15 protein-coding genes and 2 tRNA genes are annotated in these 17,346 nt (G+C 62.4%); 6 read left to right on the forward strand and 11 right to left on the reverse strand.

Annotation, left to right across the window (positions count from 1 at the left end; translation table 11 throughout):
- The 3 genes from NKI24_RS09365 (at position 1) to NKI24_RS09375 (ending at position 1,610) form a co-directional block, all read left to right on the forward strand.
- Complete coding sequence (locus NKI24_RS09365) at positions 1–390, forward strand: VOC family protein (RefSeq protein WP_352470415.1); 390 nt, start codon at positions 1–3, stop codon at positions 388–390.
- Between the two features lie 30 nt (positions 391–420).
- Positions 421–1,215 (forward strand): exodeoxyribonuclease III, encoded by a 795-nt coding sequence (gene xth, locus NKI24_RS09370; RefSeq protein ID WP_352744669.1) that lies wholly within the window; start codon positions 421–423, stop codon positions 1,213–1,215.
- Between the two features lie 77 nt (positions 1,216–1,292).
- Positions 1,293–1,610, forward strand: coding sequence for a hypothetical protein (locus tag NKI24_RS09375; RefSeq protein WP_352744672.1), 318 nt, complete (start codon positions 1,293–1,295; stop codon positions 1,608–1,610).
- Between the two features lie 24 nt (positions 1,611–1,634).
- On the opposite strand, the gene NKI24_RS09380 is transcribed toward NKI24_RS09375, so the two are convergent.
- The 8 genes from NKI24_RS09380 to NKI24_RS09415 all read right to left on the reverse strand — a co-directional run bounded on the left by NKI24_RS09380 (position 1,635) and on the right by NKI24_RS09415 (position 12,703).
- Entirely contained in the window at positions 1,635–2,471 is an 837-nt protein-coding gene (locus NKI24_RS09380; RefSeq protein WP_023678939.1) for a tetratricopeptide repeat protein, read from the reverse strand.
- On the reverse strand, positions 2,458–4,182 hold the full coding sequence (gene ilvD / locus NKI24_RS09385; RefSeq protein ID WP_352744675.1) for a dihydroxy-acid dehydratase: 1,725 nt from the start codon (positions 4,180–4,182) through the stop codon (positions 2,458–2,460). Before ilvD ends, NKI24_RS09380 begins: the two co-directional genes overlap by 14 nt.
- 279 nt (positions 4,183–4,461) lie before the next feature.
- Positions 4,462–5,682, reverse strand: a complete 1,221-nt coding sequence (locus NKI24_RS09390) for an OmpP1/FadL family transporter (RefSeq protein ID WP_352744678.1) — start codon at positions 5,680–5,682, stop codon at positions 4,462–4,464.
- 381 nt (positions 5,683–6,063) lie between these two features.
- Complete coding sequence (locus tag NKI24_RS09395; protein WP_352744681.1) at positions 6,064–8,847, reverse strand: valine--tRNA ligase; 2,784 nt, start codon at positions 8,845–8,847, stop codon at positions 6,064–6,066.
- Between the two features lie 385 nt (positions 8,848–9,232).
- A complete protein-coding gene (locus NKI24_RS09400; RefSeq protein ID WP_352744683.1) occupies positions 9,233–10,093 on the reverse strand; it encodes a PopZ family protein in 861 nt (286 codons plus the stop codon).
- A gap of 199 nt (positions 10,094–10,292) precedes the next feature.
- A complete protein-coding gene (locus tag NKI24_RS09405) occupies positions 10,293–11,684 on the reverse strand; it encodes a TolC family outer membrane protein (protein WP_023676398.1) in 1,392 nt (463 codons plus the stop codon).
- Between the two features lie 187 nt (positions 11,685–11,871).
- A complete protein-coding gene (locus NKI24_RS09410; protein WP_352500882.1) occupies positions 11,872–12,540 on the reverse strand; it encodes a protein-L-isoaspartate O-methyltransferase family protein in 669 nt (222 codons plus the stop codon).
- An 89-nt stretch (positions 12,541–12,629) separates the two neighbouring features.
- A tRNA-Cys gene (locus tag NKI24_RS09415) sits at positions 12,630–12,703 on the reverse strand.
- A gap of 217 nt (positions 12,704–12,920) precedes the next feature.
- Here NKI24_RS09415 and NKI24_RS09420 point away from each other — a divergent pair.
- Positions 12,921–13,121 (forward strand): hypothetical protein, encoded by a 201-nt coding sequence (locus NKI24_RS09420; RefSeq protein WP_352451402.1) that lies wholly within the window; start codon positions 12,921–12,923, stop codon positions 13,119–13,121.
- Positions 13,122–13,184: 63 nt separating this feature from the next.
- Here NKI24_RS09420 and NKI24_RS09425 read toward each other — a convergent pair whose 3' ends face one another.
- Entirely contained in the window at positions 13,185–13,445 is a 261-nt protein-coding gene (locus tag NKI24_RS09425; RefSeq protein WP_023676401.1) for a hypothetical protein, read from the reverse strand.
- Positions 13,446–13,665: 220 nt separating this feature from the next.
- On the opposite strand from NKI24_RS09425, the gene NKI24_RS09430 reads away from it, so the two are divergent.
- Positions 13,666–13,740, forward strand: a tRNA-Asn gene (locus NKI24_RS09430).
- Positions 13,741–14,250: 510 nt separating this feature from the next.
- Here NKI24_RS09430 and NKI24_RS09435 read toward each other — a convergent pair.
- Positions 14,251–15,144, reverse strand: a complete 894-nt coding sequence (locus tag NKI24_RS09435; RefSeq protein ID WP_352744688.1) for a LysR family transcriptional regulator — start codon at positions 15,142–15,144, stop codon at positions 14,251–14,253.
- Positions 15,145–15,324: 180 nt separating this feature from the next.
- On the opposite strand from NKI24_RS09435, the gene NKI24_RS09440 reads away from it, so the two are divergent.
- Positions 15,325–15,975: a hydrolase gene (locus tag NKI24_RS09440; protein ID WP_352744691.1), complete on the forward strand. Its 651-nt coding sequence runs from the start codon at positions 15,325–15,327 to the stop codon at positions 15,973–15,975.
- 433 nt (positions 15,976–16,408) lie between these two features.
- On the opposite strand, the gene NKI24_RS09445 is transcribed toward NKI24_RS09440, so the two are convergent.
- On the reverse strand, positions 16,409–17,278 hold the full coding sequence (locus NKI24_RS09445) for a LysR family transcriptional regulator (RefSeq protein WP_352744694.1): 870 nt from the start codon (positions 17,276–17,278) through the stop codon (positions 16,409–16,411).
- Between the last annotated feature and the right edge of the window lie 68 nt (positions 17,279–17,346).

The following is a 17,346-nucleotide window of genomic DNA, read 5'->3' on the forward strand; positions in this document are numbered from 1 at the left end:
ATGCCCGACATCGGCGCGGTCCGTCAGGTCGCGCTTTCCGCCGGGCGCGACCTCGATGCGACGCTGGCGTTCTGGCGCGAGGTGCTCGGCATGAACCTGCATGCGCGTTTCGATCCGCCGGGCATCGCCTTTATCATGGCCGGTGACGTGCGCCTGCTTTTCACCGACGGCCTGCCTGCCGGCACCGTCTATCTCGACATATCGGGCCTCGACGAGTTCCACGCTTCGGCAAGGGCCGCCGGTGTTCCCTTCACCGCGCCGCCGGCGCTCGTCCATCGCGACACCGAAGGCCTGTTCGGCCAGGCGGGGGAAAGCGAATGGATGGCCTTCCTAAAGGACCCGGCAGGCAATACGATCGGCCTTGTCGAACGTCATCCACCGGATCGCTAGTCTCCGGACCACCAGCCTATCGAGGCCGCCATGAAAATCGTCACCTGGAACATCAACGGCGTTCGCGCCCGCATCGGCAATTTGACCCATTGGCTGACGGAAAGCGCGCCCGACATCGCCTGCCTGCAGGAGATCAAGACGGTCGACGAGCAGTTTCCCCGCGCCGAGATCGAGGCGCTCGGCTACAATGTCGAGACTTACGGCCAAAAAGGCTTCAACGGCGTCGCCATCCTGTCGAAGCTGCGTTTCGACGAGGTCAATCGCGGCTTGCCGGGCGACGATGCCGACGAGCAGGCGCGTTTCATCGAGGGCGTGTTCTCGACCGACAAGGGCGCCTTGCGCGTTGCCTCGATCTATCTGCCGAACGGCAACCCGATCGACGACGAGAAGAAGTTCTCCTACAAGCTTTCCTGGATGGCGCGACTTGAGCGCTGGGCCGAGCAGCGGCTTGCTCTGGAAGAGCCACTGGTCCTGGCCGGCGACTACAATGTCATTCCCGAGCCGATCGACGCGAAGTATCCGGAAAACTGGCTAAGCGATGCACTGTTCCAGCCCGCGACGCGGCAAGCGTTCCGGCGGCTGAAGAATCTCGGCTTCACCGAAGCCGTGCGTGCCGTCACCGACGCCCCGGACATTTTTACGTTCTGGGACTATCAGGCCGGCGCCTGGCAGAAGAACAACGGCATCCGCATCGACCACCTGCTTCTGTCGCCCGAAGCCGCCAACTGGTTTTCCTCGGCTTCGATCGAAAAACAGGTGCGCGCCTGGGAAAAACCCTCCGACCACGTGCCGGTGGCGATCGATCTGGCGCTGCAGCCGGCCTGACCGGAGCTGCTGTCCGGCGGCACATTGATAAGTTGACCTCTTATCGCCACAAATCGCGCGCTTGATGAGAAATCATCATGGTGGCTGGGGTTCCCATGACTACTCGATTTGCACTCTGCCCGATCGGCTGCGCGCTTGCGATGGCGGTGGCGACGCCGGCTTTTGCCGATGCAGAGTGCCTGGCTAACGGCAAATCATTCCAGATCGGCCGGGTCGCCTGCCTGACGCTTGCCGGCCAAAGCTACCTCGCCCGTTGCGAGATGGTGCTCAACAACACGTCCTGGACAAAGCAGCGGGATGGCTGCCCGGAGAACACGCTGGCCCCACATCTGCAGGGCACGCCGATCTCAACACCGGCGCCCAGCGGCATGCCGACGGAACCGACCGACAATTGATTTCAAAACGGAAATTCTGCCGACCTACTGGTCGCCGCCACCCTTGGTGAGGATGTCGTCGGCCAGCGAGATCGCGGTGCGGCGGTCGGCTTCGCCGGCGGCCGCAAACGCTTCTTCCTGCATGCCGCGGATCCATGGCTGGTCGGCGGGTGAGGCCCGTTCGAGCGCCGCGGTCATCATCGCCAGCCCCCGCACGATCTTGCCGCTTTGGAAGAGCAGGTTGCCGAGCGTCGCCTGCGCGCCCGCATGGCCCTTTTCGGCCGCCAGCTGGAACCAGCGTCCGGCCTGCTTGACGCTGGCCTTGACGCCGCCCTCACCCTTGAGGAACATCTGGCCCATCTCGAACTGGGCGTTCGGATTGCGGTAGTTGGCAGCGGCACGCATGTAGTATTCCTGGGCCGCCACCTCGTTCTCCTCGACGGGGCTGCCGGGAATGCCCTTCCTCAGATAGTCGCCAAGCGCCACCAGCGCGTCCGAAACATAGCTTTCCTCGGGCGAACCGGGCTCGACATCCTGGTCGACGATCTCGCTGAAGAACTTGAACGCCGCGTAGTCGTCTCGCGCCACGCCATCGCCTTCGGCATACATGCGCGCAAGCTTCCAGGTGGCGCCGATCTGGCCGTTCTCGGCGGCATATTTATAGGCTTCCGCGGCCTGCTCCTTATGGCCGTTCTTGTAGGCGGAAAAGCCGAACTGGAACACCGCCCACGGGCTCGACTGCGGCTTCACGCCGGTCTTGTCGTCGAACACCTTGTCGTCGAAGGCCATGGCCTGGCCGACGGCGCCCAAGGTCGCGCCAAACGTGGCGAGCGCAACCAGTGCCGAAAGAACAGACGACCTCAACAACTCAGATGTCCGCATAGCAGTGTGTTTCTTTGGCACCGCCGGGATGGGTGACCGCGCCGTCGCGGGCAGGTCCGACCGTCTGTGCGTATTTCCAGATCGCGCCCGACTGATAGTCGGTCGTGCGCGCCTTCCATGCTTTTGCCCTCGCCGCCAGTTCGGCTTTGGACAATGCAACCTCGATCGTGCCGTTCACCGCATCGATCGAGATCAAGTCGCCATCCCTAAGCAGCCCGATCGGGCCGCCCACTGCCGCTTCCGGCCCGACATGGCCGATGCAGAAACCGCGCGTTGCGCCCGAAAAACGCCCGTCGGTGATGAGCGCCACCTTGCCGCCCATGCCCTGGCCGTAGAGAGCCGCCGTCGTCGACAGCATTTCGCGCATGCCCGGGCCGCCGCGCGGACCCTCGTAACGGATGACGAGAACCTCGCCTTCCCTATAGTTGCGATGCGTAACCGCTTCGAAACATTCCTCTTCCGAATCGAAGCAGCGTGCCGGACCCGAGAATTTGAGCTCCGCCATACCTGCGACCTTAACGATCGCGCCTTCGGGGGCAAGGTTACCCTTCAAGCCCACGACCCCGCCGGTCTGGGTAATCGGCCTGTTGGCGGGACGGACCACATCCTGGCTGTCATTCCAGGAAACATGTTCCATATTTTCGGCCAAAGTGCGGCCGGTCACCGTCAGGCAATCGCCATGAAGATAGCCATGGTCGAGCAGCGTCTTCATCAAGAGCGGAATGCCGCCGGCCTCGAACATGTCCTTGGCGACGTATTTGCCGCCCGGCTTGAGGTCGGCGATATAGGGTGTTTTCTCGAATATCTTGGCCACGTCGAAAAGATCGAACTTCATCCCGGCCTCGTGCGCGATCGCCGGCAGATGCAGCGCCGCGTTGGTCGAGCCACCGGTGGCCGAGACCACGGTCGCGGCATTTTCCAACGCTTTTATAGTAACGATGTCGCGCGGGCGGATGTTCCTTGCGATCAGCTCCATGATCTTTTCGCCGGAAGCGAAATTGAAGCGGTCGCGCATCTCGTAGGGTGCCGGCGCGCCGCAGGAATAGGGCAGCGCCAGGCCGATCGCCTCAGCGACGGTGGCCATGGTATTGGCGGTGAACTGGGCGCCGCAGGAGCCGGCCGACGGACAGGCGGCTTGCTCGATCTCGAGCAGCTCGGCGTCGCCGATCGTGCCGACCGAATGCTGGCCGACCGCCTCGAACACGTCCTGCACGGTGATCTGCCGGCCACGGTAGCTGCCGGGCAGTATCGAGCCGCCATAGATGAAGATCGACGGTACGTTGAGGCGCACCATGGCCATCATCATGCCGGGCAGCGACTTGTCGCAACCGGCCAATCCAACCAGCGCATCGTAGCAATGGCCGCGCATGGTGAGCTCGACCGAGTCAGCGATGACCTCGCGCGACACCAGCGACGACTTCATGCCCTGATGACCCATGGCGATGCCGTCGGTGACGGTGATGGTGCAGAATTCGCGTGGCGTGCCGTTGGCGGCCGCCACGCCCTTCTTGACCACTTGCGCCTGGCGCATCAGCGAGATGTTGCAGGGCGCGGCCTCGTTCCAGCAGCTGGCGACACCGACCAGAGGCTGCGCGATCTCGGCCGCCGACAGCCCCATAGCATAAAGGTAGGAGCGATGCGGCGCCCGCTCGGGACCAACGGTCACGTGGCGGCTCGGCAGCTTGGCCTTGGAGATCGCTCTGGCGTCCATACTCGTCCTTGCCGCGGGCGGTGCGGCCTGCCTCTTCGCCTAGCCTTTTGGCGCATGTCCCGAGACAGGTTCGAGGTGCGCCGGGTTTATGGCGGGAAATAGGCAATGTTCCCGGGCGGCCGGGCGACGCGAGGGTTGTTCAGAAACTGTTGCCAAAACGTCACAATTACAGAAGCGAACATCATGGGGACAATTGTTGCGCCGGCCGAATGCCGGACGCCACGCATCCAACCAACGGCCGGGCAGTGCCCGGCCGTTTTGTCGTTTAAAATTTAATAGTTAGAACTTGATCTTGACGGAAGCCGAACCAGCGAGAAGCAGGTCGTTGCCGTAGGTATAGGTAACGGCATTTGCCACGTCGCCGACACCGCTGAAAGTCGATGACCCGCTCGTCAGCACACCGATCGAGCCGCCGAGCCTGACCTCGATCTGGTCGTTCGGCGAATAGGAGACGCCGCTGGCAACGGCCCAGGTATCCGACTGATAGCCGGAGGTCGTCGAGGTGCCGCGATCCCAGGTCAGCGAAACCACGCCCGACAATTGATCGGTGAACTTGTGCCCGATACCGCCCGTGACCGTCCAGCCGTCGCGATACAGCAGGTCGAATGAAACGGGCGAGGGCAAACCGGTTACCGGACTGCGCACGCCATTGATGGCAATGACGCCAAGCTTGCTCCACTCCTGCCAGCGGATGGAACCAAAGGCCAGCCAGCCAGGAGCTATGCCGCTCTGCAGCTTGAATTCCAGAGCCTGAGGTATCTCAGCTGACGCCGAGACTGGGTACACGCCGGTAGAGCCGGGAATCAGATCCGCCGGAAAGGCGCCCCTGAAGCCGGTAGTGTCGACGGTTCCCGATAGCCCGTCATATTTGTAGCTTGAAGAGTACATCAGGCTGGCGCGCAGGGCGATCTCGGGGATCTCATAGGCGGCGCCCGCACGCCAACCCCATGCCTCGTCGGATAGCTTGAATACGCCGAGGCCGGTATTGCCGAAGGCGAGCAGTGTCTGGCGGGACAGAAACGCGTCGACCTGCTGGTAGGAGACACCGCCGATGAATCGTATGGCGCCCTTGCCGACGTTCACCTTGTAGGAGCAGGTGAGACCGAAATCGTCTGTGTCGACGGCGTATTTGACCGCTGTCGGCGAATAGGCGTTGTTCATGCCGAAATTCGCGTCCGCACCATACGGTCTCGTATAGGTGGCAAGACAGTCTACGGGCTCAAAGATGTTGGCCTTGATGCCGACATGCGGCACCGCATAGTCGCCACCAACGTCCACCGCTGATGTCGACAAACCCGAGCCATCGAGGCGCTGCACATTCTTGAGTTTGCGCTGTGGCGAAACATAGGTGACGCCTGCGTCGAACGAATATGGCGCCGCGTCGAACAGCTGGTCGATATTAACGCCGCCCCGGTCAAAGCCCCCGGCTTGCACCGTCCCAGCCAAAGCCAGCGAAAAAGCTCCCGCGCCCAGCAGCACTTTCAGACGCGAATAACACATGAATCTCCTCCCCGAAATATCCTTGCATCAAGCTAGAACCAATTCAGGTTAACGGCGCAACAACGAATTCGCCGTGCGTACATGTACAGCTTGGCTGAACGCATTTCCGACAAGGTGTCGGCCTTCTTACCGAGGTGGGAAAATGGCCGCCACAATACAGATCGACGAGAAAACTCGGGAAAAACCCCTAAATCAATACAAAACAGGGCATTTTGCGTGCCCAGTCAGCCATTGTTACATTACGGCAACAATGGGGCAAAAACATTCAGTTTGCCTCAAGATTTACGCTGCGGAATGCCCGTTTTCGTGGCAGGCGGCCTGTCTGGAAGGCAGATTCGTGACCGGCGAATCTATTGCGGCCAACAGGCCCAATCTGTTCGATCAACTGGCATCGCGCACCCGCGCCAATGCCACCGAAAGCTTCTCTTGCGCCTCGCGATATTCGGCGAGTTTTTCACGCTCGGCCTCCACCACCTCTTCCGGCGCGTTGGCGACGAATTTCTCGTTGGACAGCTTCTTGTAGAGCCGCGCTATTTCCTCGGTCACCTTCGCAAGCTCCTTGTGCAGGCGCGCTGCCTCGGCGGCAAGGTCGATCAGGCTGCCGAGCGGCAGGCAGATCGTCGCCTCGTTGACCACGATCTGGGCGGATCCCCTCGGTGGCGCCTCGGCGAGCGAGATGTCGCCGACCCGCGCCAGACGCTTGATAGCCGAGCCCTGACGCTCGAGCCTTTCGTGTGTCGCGTCGTTGGCGCCGATCACCACGAGCGGTGCGATAGCCGCCGGCGGCACGTTCATCTCCGAACGCACCGAGCGGATGCCGGAGACAAGGTCGACCAGCCAGTTGATGTCGGCGGCGGCCGCCTCGTCCTCGAAGTCGGGCGACGGCCATGCCGCATGACAAAGCAGCGATTGCCGTTGCCTGCCCTCGTCGGCGGTTTCGGCCCACAGTTCCTCGGTCATGAACGGCATCATCGGATGCAGCAGCTTGTAGATCTCGTCGAGTACGAAGGCGACGCATGCCCTGCTCTCGGCCTTGGCGGCCTCGTCGGTGCCCATGAACACCGGCTTCAAAAGTTCCAGGTACCAGTCGCAGAACTGGTTCCAGACGAACCGGTAGGCGGCACCCGCCGCCTCGTTGAAGCGGTATGAGGTGATACCGTCCGTTATGTCCCGCGCGGCTCGCGTCAGCTCCGTCAAGATCCAGCGGTTGACCGCCAGCTTGGCGTCCTGCAGCCAGAAATCGTCGTCGCGCGCCACTTCGTTCATCTCGGCGAAGCGCGTCGCGTTCCACAGCTTGGTGCCGAAATTGCGATAACCGGCAATGCGGGCCGGATCGAGCTTAACGTCGCGCCCTTGCGCTGCCATCACAGTCAAGGTGAAGCGCAGCGCATCGGCGCCGTATTCGTCGATGAGCTCGAGCGGATCGATGACGTTGCCTTTCGACTTCGACATCTTCTGCCCGTTCTTGTCGCGAACCAGAGCATGGACATAGACGGTATGAAACGGCTCCTGATCCATGAAATGCAGGCCCATCATCATCATGCGGGCGACCCAGAAGAAGATGATGTCGAAACCGGTCACCAGCACGTCGGTCGGGTAATAGGTCTTCAGCTCCCGCGTCTGGTCCGGCCAGCCAAGCGTCGAGAACGGCCACAGCGCCGACGAGAACCATGTGTCGAGCACGTCCTCGTCGCGGGTCAGGATCTCGCCAGGCTGGAAATTCTCAAGCTTGTCCTCGACCCAGGCCTTCCACGGCCCTTCCAGGGCCAGATAATATTCGACGGCGGCACCGAGCGCCTCTTCCTCGGTCTTTTCGACAAAGACATGCCCGTCCGGCCCGTACCAGGCAGGGATCTGGTGACCCCACCAGAGCTGGCGCGAAATGCACCAGGGCTGGATGTTTTCCATCCAGTCGAAATAGGTCTTTTCCCAGTTTTTGGGCACGAAATTGGTACGGCCCTCGCGCACCGAGGCGATCGCAGGCTTGGCCAGTTCCGCCGCATTGACATACCACTGGTCGGTCAGAAACGGCTCGATCGGCACCCCGCCGCGGTCGCCATGCGGCACGGCGTGGCGATGCGGCTCGACCTTTTCGAGAAAGCCGCCCGCCTGCATCAACTCGACGATCTTCTTGCGCGCGTCGAAACGGTCGAGGCCGTCGAGGCTGTCCCATACGGCCTGGCGCTCCGGCGTCACTTCCAGTCCGGCGAGAAAGTCCTCATTGTCCTTGAGGCTCACCGCCGCATTGACGGTGAGGATGTTGACCGCCGGCAGCCGGTGGCGCTTGCCGACCTCGAAGTCGTTGAAGTCATGCGCCGGCGTGATCTTGACCGCACCACTGCCTTTTTCGGGATCGGAATACTCGTCCGCCACCACCGGAATCCTGCGGCCGACGATCGGCAGGATGAGGTTCTTGCCGACGAGATGCCGGAAACGTTCGTCGTCGGGGTGGACGGCGACAGCCGTATCACCCAGCATCGTCTCCGGGCGGGTCGTCGCAACGGTGATGAAGGTCTTCGGATTTTCCGGATCGAAGGTCATGCCTTCGACTGGATAGCGGAAGTGCCAGAGGTTGCCGTTGACTTCCTGCTGCTCGACCTCGAGATCCGAGATGGCGGTCAACAGCTTCGGATCCCAGTTCACAAGGCGCTTGTCCTTGTAGATCAGCCCTTCCTTGTAGAGCGTCACGAACACTTCGAGCACGGCCTTGGACAGGCCCTCGTCCATGGTGAAGCGCTCCCGGCTCCAGTCGGCCGAGGCCCCGAGCCGCTTCAGCTGGTTGAGGATCGCGCCGCCGGACTCGGCCTTCCACTCCCACACCTTGTCGATGAACTCATCTCGCGTCAGGTCGCGGCGGTGGATCTGCTTTTCCATAAGCTGGCGCTCGACCACCATCTGCGTGGCGATGCCGGCATGGTCCATGCCTGGTTGCCAAAGAACGTTCTTGCCGCGCATGCGCTCGAAGCGCACCAGAATGTCCTGCAGCGTGTTGTTGAGCGCATGACCCATATGCAGCGAGCCGGTGACATTCGGCGGCGGGATGACGATGGTGAAGGCTTCAGCCCCCTCCTCGGCCCCGGCGCCGGCCCGAAACGCGTCGGCCTCTTCCCATATCCTGGCAATCTTCGGCTCGACGGCTTTGGCGTCGTAGGTCTTTTCGAGCATGGGAAAACGGTCCGCGCTGTCCGGAATTTGTGGTCCGGTGTAAATCGGAAGGTTGTTGCCAAGTCAACCGCAAGGGCATGGCCAATAGATAGCGCCGGGATGGTTCGGTGCAACTCGCGGAACTGAATGTTGCACGGCAATCGCTTCAGGTTTGCGCTGCCCCTCATTGCCCTGCCGGGCATTTCTCCCCGTATAGTGACGGGGAGAAAAACGCCTGACTGAAGCTTTCGCCAGTCACGAACGTTGCGGAAAAGGCGCCTAAATTGCGGTCAACCCCTTCTCCCCGTCACTATACAGGGAGAAGGTGCCGGCAGGCGGATGAGGGGCAGCGCCGACTTCGACAATTCGCCGGTCGAGCGCCGCCCGTTGGCGGCTCTCCGAATTGCTACTGCGCGCCGCGCGCGACGCGCTCGATTTCCTCGCGCACCAGCCGCTCGACCAGCGTCGGCAGGTTGTTGTCCAGCCAGTCCTGCAGCATCGGCCGCAGCATCTCCTCGGCCATCTCGTCGAAGGTCTTCTTGCTGCGGCTGGCAAACGCGTCTGAAAGCTCACCGAAGGCGGCGGCAACCTGCCGGCCCGTATGCTCCGAAAGGATCGCCGGCCGAAGGGACGGCGCCTCGCTGGCCGCCGGACGCGCCAATCCGATTCTAGAAGATTCCGGGCCGATTTTAGAAGGTTCCGGGCCGCTTTCCGAAGGCTCCGGGCCAATTTCCGAAGGCTCCGGCACAGGTCCAGCAGTCGCCTCGTTCTCGAAAACCTCGGCTTTCGGCTCGGCGTCCGGCGTCCGGAGTGGCTCGGCGCGCTCCGGCTTGGCCATTGCGTCGCCGACCATGGCAATCTCGCGCCGCCAATCGGCAATGATGGTGTCGGTCGTCTCGGCAGCCTTGGCTGTCGCAGGCCGATCCGGCTTTGCGGGAGCGGTGTTCACCTCAGCCGGCGTCACCGCTGCCTTTACCGGGCCGGCGCGCAGCGGCGTTTCCAGGGGCTCAATGACCGGCGCGGCCGTTGGCTGCACCTCGGCGCGCGTGGCCGGCTTGGCGATCTCCAGCCCGCCGCGCAGTTCGGAGCGCAACGCATCCCCCTCCGCTGCCCGTCCGGCTGCCGGCGCCGGTTGCAGATCCTGGCGCAGCTCGTCCGCGTCGCCCGGCTGCTTGCGGCCGGTATCGCTGTCCTCGATGATCCTTCTGATGGAAGCCAGTATTTCTTCCATGGAAGGTTCGCGCTGTACGCTGCTTGCCGTCGCCATCGTCACATCCGCCGCCCTTGTGACTCGTTCTCAGATTTCCTGTCCGGCAATGCCGGATTCGAATCATGGCAACAGCGTAACCGACGGAACGGCTTGCGAGAATCCCCAATCTGGCGACATCTCGGATTTCAACAGATTAGGGTCGGGAGTTGAAAGCCCGCGCGTCGTTCGAGCGCGGGCTGAAAAGACGGCCTGGCGATCAGCGGCCGTCCGGCGTGCGCAGGCCGATCCACTTGTCCTTGACGGCGTTGTAATGCTCTTCGGGCCTGTACTTCGTCACGTTGAGCGCAAGGCGGTCTGCCGACAAATGGCCAACCGCCGAGAGGATGGCATAGCTCGCCACCACCACGTCGCGTTCGGCGCTGACAAGATTGATCTTGGCGGTGATGAGGGTCGCCTGCGCATTGAGCACGTCGAGCGTGGTGCGCTGGCCGACATTGCGCTCTTCGATGACGCCGTTCAGGGCAAGCTGCGCGGCGGCGACCACCTGCCGGTTGGCCGTGACGCTTTGCTGCGCGGCGGTGTATTGCGACCATGCCGAGGTAACGGCCTGGCGCACCTGGTCGCGACTCACGTCGACTTCGATCCGCGCCTGGCTGAGCGATTCCTTGTTCTGGCGCACGGTCGCCGAGGTCCGTCCGCCGGAATAGATCGGCACGGTCAGTGTCGCGCCGATGTTCGCCGACGTCCTTGTGCCATCCTGCGATGCCCCAAGAACGCCCGGAACCGTGTTGCGATAGTCGCCGGAAACGCCGGCGCTAGCCGAAAGCTGCGGCAGCAGCGCGCCTTCGGCCGATTTAACCGAAAACGCCGCCGCGTCGACCAGGTGCTCGGTGGCGAGGATGGCCGGATGTTCGGCCGATGCGATCGCGATCGCTGCATCGAGGCTCGACGGCAACAGCTTCGACAGCGGCGAAGCCGGCCTGAGACGGCCGGGCTCATCGCCGACGATCTGGCGATAGGTCGCGGCACTTGCCAGCGCCGTGGCGCGGGCGGCGCTCAACTGCGCCACCGCGGAGGCACGCTGCGCGTCGGCTTGCGCGACGTCGGTGCGGGTACCTTCGCCGACCTCGAAGCGCGAACGCGCCGCACGCGCCTGCTCGGTCAGGAATTGCAGGTTCTGTTCGGTCAGCACCGCGATCTGGCGGTCGCGGATGACGTCCATATAGGCACTTGCCGCGTTGAAAAGGGTGTTTTCTTCGGTGTTGCGCAGGCTCTCGACCGAGGCGCTGACCCGCGCTTCGGCGGCCGCGACGTTGTTCCTGGTCTGAAAGCCGTCGAACAGGGTTTGATTGATCTGGACGCCAAAGTTGCCGGTAGTTATGCGCGCGGTTCGACTAGTACCATTGATATGGGTGCTGGTGTAGTCGATGTCCGCGGAACCGGTGATGGTCGGGCGCCAGCCGGACTTTGCGATTGCAACGCCCTCGTCGGTGACGCGAACGCCGGCGCGTGTCGAATTAAGCGAGGAATTGTTCTGATAGGCTTTTGAAAGGGCCCCGAGAATGGTTTCGGCCGAGGCGGCCATTGGAGAAAGCGCGGTCGCCGAAACGAGGACAGCGGTAAAAAGCAACTTGCGTACAGACGGCACGTTATATTCCCTCATTCGTTTTGCACGGGAACTGCGCCACGCTGGCTTCTCCTTCTGATCAGCCGGCGCCGCGTTTTTTATCGTTCCCCCGCTGAAAGCCCCCAAGAAACACCCGGTTATGCAGATCAGCAACGATTGTTCAAACGCAAGCGATCATGACAGCGCCTTCGCTGCAAGGCAAAATCACTCAGAATTCGAAGGCGGGAATGCGTTCGAATCCCGGTAGTGGCTTAATTGCCGCATTAAATGCGCGTCTTCCCGTTACAACCCCTCCAGTCTTAAAAAAAAGCCGGGCTACGCCCGAATTGCCCTGCCCCTCCACGGCGACGAGTCGGCCGCCTTCGGCAAGCTGGTCGAACAGCGCCGCCGGCACCTCGCCGACGCTGCCGCCGATCAGGATGACGTCGTAAGGCGCCTTATCTGCGTGGCCTTGCGGCAGCGGCCCCTGGACCACGGTGACATTGCCGCAACCGAGTGCCGCAAGCGTCGAAGTGGCGGTCTCGGCCAGCGCCGCATCGCTTTCCAGCGCGACCACGGACCTTGCCAGCCGCGACAGGATCGCCGCCGCATAGCCGGTGCCGCAGCCGACATCGAGTGCCGAATCGCTTGGGCCGATATCGGCCAGCTGCATCAGCTTGGCCAATGGCGACGGTTCCATCAGATAGCGCGGGCCATCGGCCGTATCGGCAATGCGGATGTCCTCGTCGATATAGGCAAGATCGCGCTGGCCGGGGGCAACAAAGGCCTCGCGCGGCACCACAAGCATCGCCTCGAGCAACGGCGCGCTGGTCACGTCGGTGGTGCGGATCTGGCCGTCGACCATCTTCACCCGGCGTTCGGCAAAATCAGCGCTCATGTTCCAACCATCCGCTTGCCGCGCAAAGGCCGCGGCTGTTTCGACCGGAACTGAAGCCCCCTGGCGCTGACGCGCGGGAGCTCGGGCATTGGAGGCCTCGCCCGGAATCGAACCGGGGTGCAAGGATTTGCAGTCCTCTGCGTAACCACTCCGCCACGAGGCCTCATTGCTCCCGGCGTTCCACCCGGCTCCAATAGGTTGCGGCGAAAATGCCGTCAAGCGGCCACCATGCATTCCCAACGGTTCCTCGACATTCCATGCCCTGCCTTATCAACGCAATGCCCATCTTAGCAATAACATATTAGCTTATCGTTAAGCATGATTCTGGGCGACGGGAACCCGAAACCGGCGGCCACGTTGGGCAAAGAGGAGGCTCCGCCATGCGTCGAGCAGCTACGAAGGACGGCACGTCGCGCGGATTGTCGCAGTCTGCAGAGCTTGTGCGCTATGCCATCGACCGCCTCAGCATAGAAGGCGCAAACACCCTGCCGCCGCGCGACCGGGCGCGGCTGGCATCGGCTACCGCCGTTCTCAAGGAGCTTTGCGAACGTCTGGAGAGCTGCTTCGACCAACCTCGGTAAACGTTGGGCGGACGACGCCGCTCGCCGACATATGGCAGGCTGGCGGCCGTCAGCGGGGCAATCTCAGTCAGGCCGGCGCCGTCGCTCCCACCAGACGACGAAGCGGCGCCGGTGACGGCGCACCAACGCGAATTCATAGGAGAGCACCAGCAATCCGATCGGTACCATCCAGAAACCCAGGATCGGCAGGAAGCCGAGAATGCCGCCGATGATCAGCACAACGCCGATCGCAATCCGGAGGCCGCGCGAGCGCGGCATGGTGAACTGGCGGCCGAAGACCGAGATTTTCCGGGCCGGTGGCTGTTCGTCGCTCATTGCCGTCATGTGAAATGTCGATCCGTTTGCATCAGTAGCACCGTCAGCCGGAGAAAGCCGCAACGGCCTTTTCTGTTCCGTGACATGCGAGAGACAGCTCATATGAGGGCGCTCGCCGGCCATTGCCAGCAAGCCCTGCGCCAAAAAGCACCGAAAAAATGCGAAATGCTTCTTTGCAAAGCCGAAACGGGTTTGCTATAGGCTGCCCCACTCACATGAGAGCCTCTGTTCCCCGGTAGCTCAGTGGTAGAGCAACCGGCTGTTAACCGGTTGGTCGCTGGTTCGAATCCGGCCCGGGGAGCCACCGCCTCTTCTACGCCATAGCGCGATATTGCGCGCCAGCGTACAATTTCTCCCTACGCGTCGATCTCGATAGTCCTGCTTCCAGAGTGTCAGAGCATCGAGGACCGATGAAATCAGGCGTAGAATAGCAGGTTCGCCCGCCCACGCCTATTCGGCGGCTACCGCGCGGAAATACTGATGACCGGCGGCTTCGCGCCCGAGTGCGCCGTTCAGTTCGCCGCGGCGGCGTCCGAACGTTGCCGCCCGTTATTACTTGCCGTCGCTGCCTCAACGACAGCAGCTTACAGACGGGCGCGAGGTGTTCGTGGACGGCGGATTGCATAGCTTTGAGCCTGCGCGCGCGAGGCGTCGCTGGGACAAAGCGGAGAGGCCTCGCGCCAGATCTGCACAGGCAAGATCTCAACGCCTACTCGGTTGAACATGATCCGCGTGGACGTCGCGCCTGCGGCGTTGCCTAGAGAATTTACCCCCGTGCCTCCTGCCGGTGGGGAGGCTTCGCACCGTTCGTGTCCTAGTTGTCGAGACCCCAAAGATCCGTGTTCCGTTTGAAGTACTCAATCAGCATCTCGGTGAGCACCCGCACTTTCCGCGTGGGATGCTGACCCGGCGGTCGGACGACATACGCGGCCCCCGGAGGTACCGGATAGCGTGTCATGATCGGGACCAGCGCGCCGGAGGCCACATATTCATGTGTGATGCAATCGGGGAGCCAGGCGATGCCGAGACCTGCCGCCGCCGCGGCGGCAAGCGCCGTGGCGCTATCGGCCTTGAACCTGCCCTGCGGCTGGACCGTAACAATCTTGCTGCCATTTATGAACTGCCAGGCTTCCGTTCCCTGCATGAGGGCCTGATGGGTGACGAGTTCGTCCAGAGTCTCGGGTGACCCGTGCACCTCGATATAACCCGGGCTTGCGACAAGCTTTCCATGGATCGGCCCGACGCGCTTCGCGATCAGGTTGGAGTCTTGAAGGTAGGCGCCCCGGATCGCGCAATCGAAACCTTCTGCGATGAGATCGACGAAGCGATCGCTGTAGGAAGTATGGATGTGAAGCTTCGGGTGCAGACGCGCCATTTCCGCGAGCACGGGGGCGAAGTGGGTCGCGCCGAAAGTAAGCGGCATGGCAACCCTCAGGCGGCCGCGCAGCTCACCGGTGGGGAGAATCGTTTCCCGAGCCGTATCGATCTCTGCGCTGGCCCGGGCCGCATGGTCTCTGAACGCGATTCCCGCTTCGGTGAGCGCGGCGCCGCGGGTCGTTCGTGCAAGAAGCTGGACGCCAAGTTCCGCTTCAACCCGAAAGAGCCGCCGACTGACGATTGACTTGGAGACGCCGAGCCGGCGCGCGGCGGCCGATACGCCCCCTGCATCGGCCACTGCGACGAATGTCTGTAGATCTTCGATGTCCAATTCAGCGTTCCTCATTTCGCGACACAGCTTGCCTGATTATGGCACTACTGCATCACCAAAAGGAACGGCAAATTGCGTCCAGGCAACGTCGCCCGCTGGCGCATGTCTCCCGTGAACCCATTGCCGTCCATAGCGGCAGAGAAAGATTGCCGTCCATGGCGGCAGAGAAAGGAAGTCTTGATGACCCCTCGCAACGGCCTTGATTCGCTTCTTCGTCCTGAAGACTCGGTACTCGTTCTGATCGACCACCAGCCTTACCAACTCGCGAACCTGAACAGCCACGATCCGCAAGCTGTGGTCAACAACGCGACCGCGCTGGCGAAGCTAGCAAGAGCCTTCAATGTTCCGACCATTCTCACCAGCGTGATCGCGGGTCGTGGCGGCATCCTCTTCAAGCAGATCACTGACGTCTTCCCGGGGCAGGAAGTGATCGACCGGACTTGGGTGAACACCTGGCAGGACGAGAAGGTGGTGGACGTGGTCAAGGCGACCGGCCGCAAACAACTGATTATCGCAGGCCTTTGGACCGAAGTCTGCGTCGCGATGCCTGTCATCCAAGCCCTCGGCGAAGGCTGGGACGTGTCCGTGATCACCGATGCGTCGGGCGGCGTTTCGACCGAGTCCCACCAGATCGCCATCCAGCGGATGATCGCGGCTGGCGCAAACATGATGACCGTGATGGCGCTCGCTGGCGAGTGGCAGCGCGACTGGGCGCGCACCGACCATGTCGAAGAGCTGACCGAGATTCTCATCCAGCACTTCGGCGGCAGCGGCATCGCCTTCCTGTGGGAGCAACAACTCCTCAAGACGCCTGTGCCGAGCGAAGGCTGATTCGGGCCGGGATGGCGAGCATTTCGGTGAGGGTCGGAATCGATCCGTTTGCCGGCCCTCGCCATCTCACCTCACAGGGAAGCCTTGTGATGCCGAACCCACCTTCACGAGCAGTCGCTCGTCGCACATCCTGGATAGATAGCATCGGGGATGCCGATGGCCGTGAGTTCAGCCGTGCGCACCTCGCCCCGCCCTCGCGGTAGAGCGATGGCCCGCTCCCTGAGCGTCGGTGTCGGCCCGCCGGCGAGGCGTAGGGCTTCTGCGCCGTCCGGTCACGTTTGCGCATTTTTGGCGACTCTGGTGCATTCTGGTGTAGGGGTATGGCAAATTCGTATTTCTCAGCTTCATCGACTCCGGCGAGCCAACGTCTTTTCTACGCTGAGGCGCGATGCAGCGCGCCGCCGTCCGACTTTTCTCCGCGTAACGATCTGGGTCAAGTTTCCACCAGCCTGGCGGACAGGAATTCGATGAAGCGCTGGGTCTTGGCTGGAATGAGGCGAGTTTCGGTGACGGCGTGAATGCTGACCGACGATCCCTGCCATTCGGGCAGGACACGCCGGAGCCTGCCCGAGGCCAAATCTTCGGCGACGATCTTCTCGGCAAGCAGGGCGATGCCCTGGTGGTTGACCGCCAGGGCGCGGATCATCCCGACGCTGTTGACTGTGAAGCGGCCTCCAACCTCGACTTCGACCTTGTTCATCCCCTGATGCAGGGTCCAGATCTTCGGCATGCAGATGCATTCATGCTCCGCCAGATCCGCCGGTGTCGCCGGCTCGTCGGACGCTTCGATGTAGCCAGGAGACGCATAGAGGTGGCGCGCGTGGCGCCCGATCAGGCGAGCGATCAGGCTGGAGTCTTCCAGCTCGCCGATGCGGATCGCTACATCGAACGGCTCGGCCACCAAATCGACGCGGCGCGGGGTCAGGTCGAACTCGAAGGTGATGCCGGGATAGTGCCGCGCGAAATCGACGATGATCGGCGTCAGGTAAAGCGTGGCGAAGTCGACCGGGAGCGAGACCCGCAGGACACCGCTCGGCTGCTCCAGCATCGCGGCGAGCTGCTCGTGTGCGAGCCGTGCCTCGTCGACGATGCGCTTGCTTCGTTCGTAATAGAGCTGGCCGGCCTCGGTGAGCTCGATCTTGCGCGTCGTTCGATGCAGAAGCCTCAGGCCGATCGCCTTCTCCAGCGCGCTGATACGTCGCGACAGAGTCGAGTTGGGCATGCCCAGAGCCTCAGCCGCCTTCCGGAAGCTCCTCGCTCTCGCCACCTCCACGAACAGCGCCATGTCGTTCAAGTGGCTCACGCTATTGCTCCATATTTGGAACATTGATTTTCACTTTTGCCGGATTTATCCCGACATTGGAATAGTGG

This window comes from Mesorhizobium sp. M0701 (assembly GCF_040320365.1).
Classification (GTDB): domain Bacteria; phylum Pseudomonadota; class Alphaproteobacteria; order Rhizobiales; family Rhizobiaceae; genus Mesorhizobium.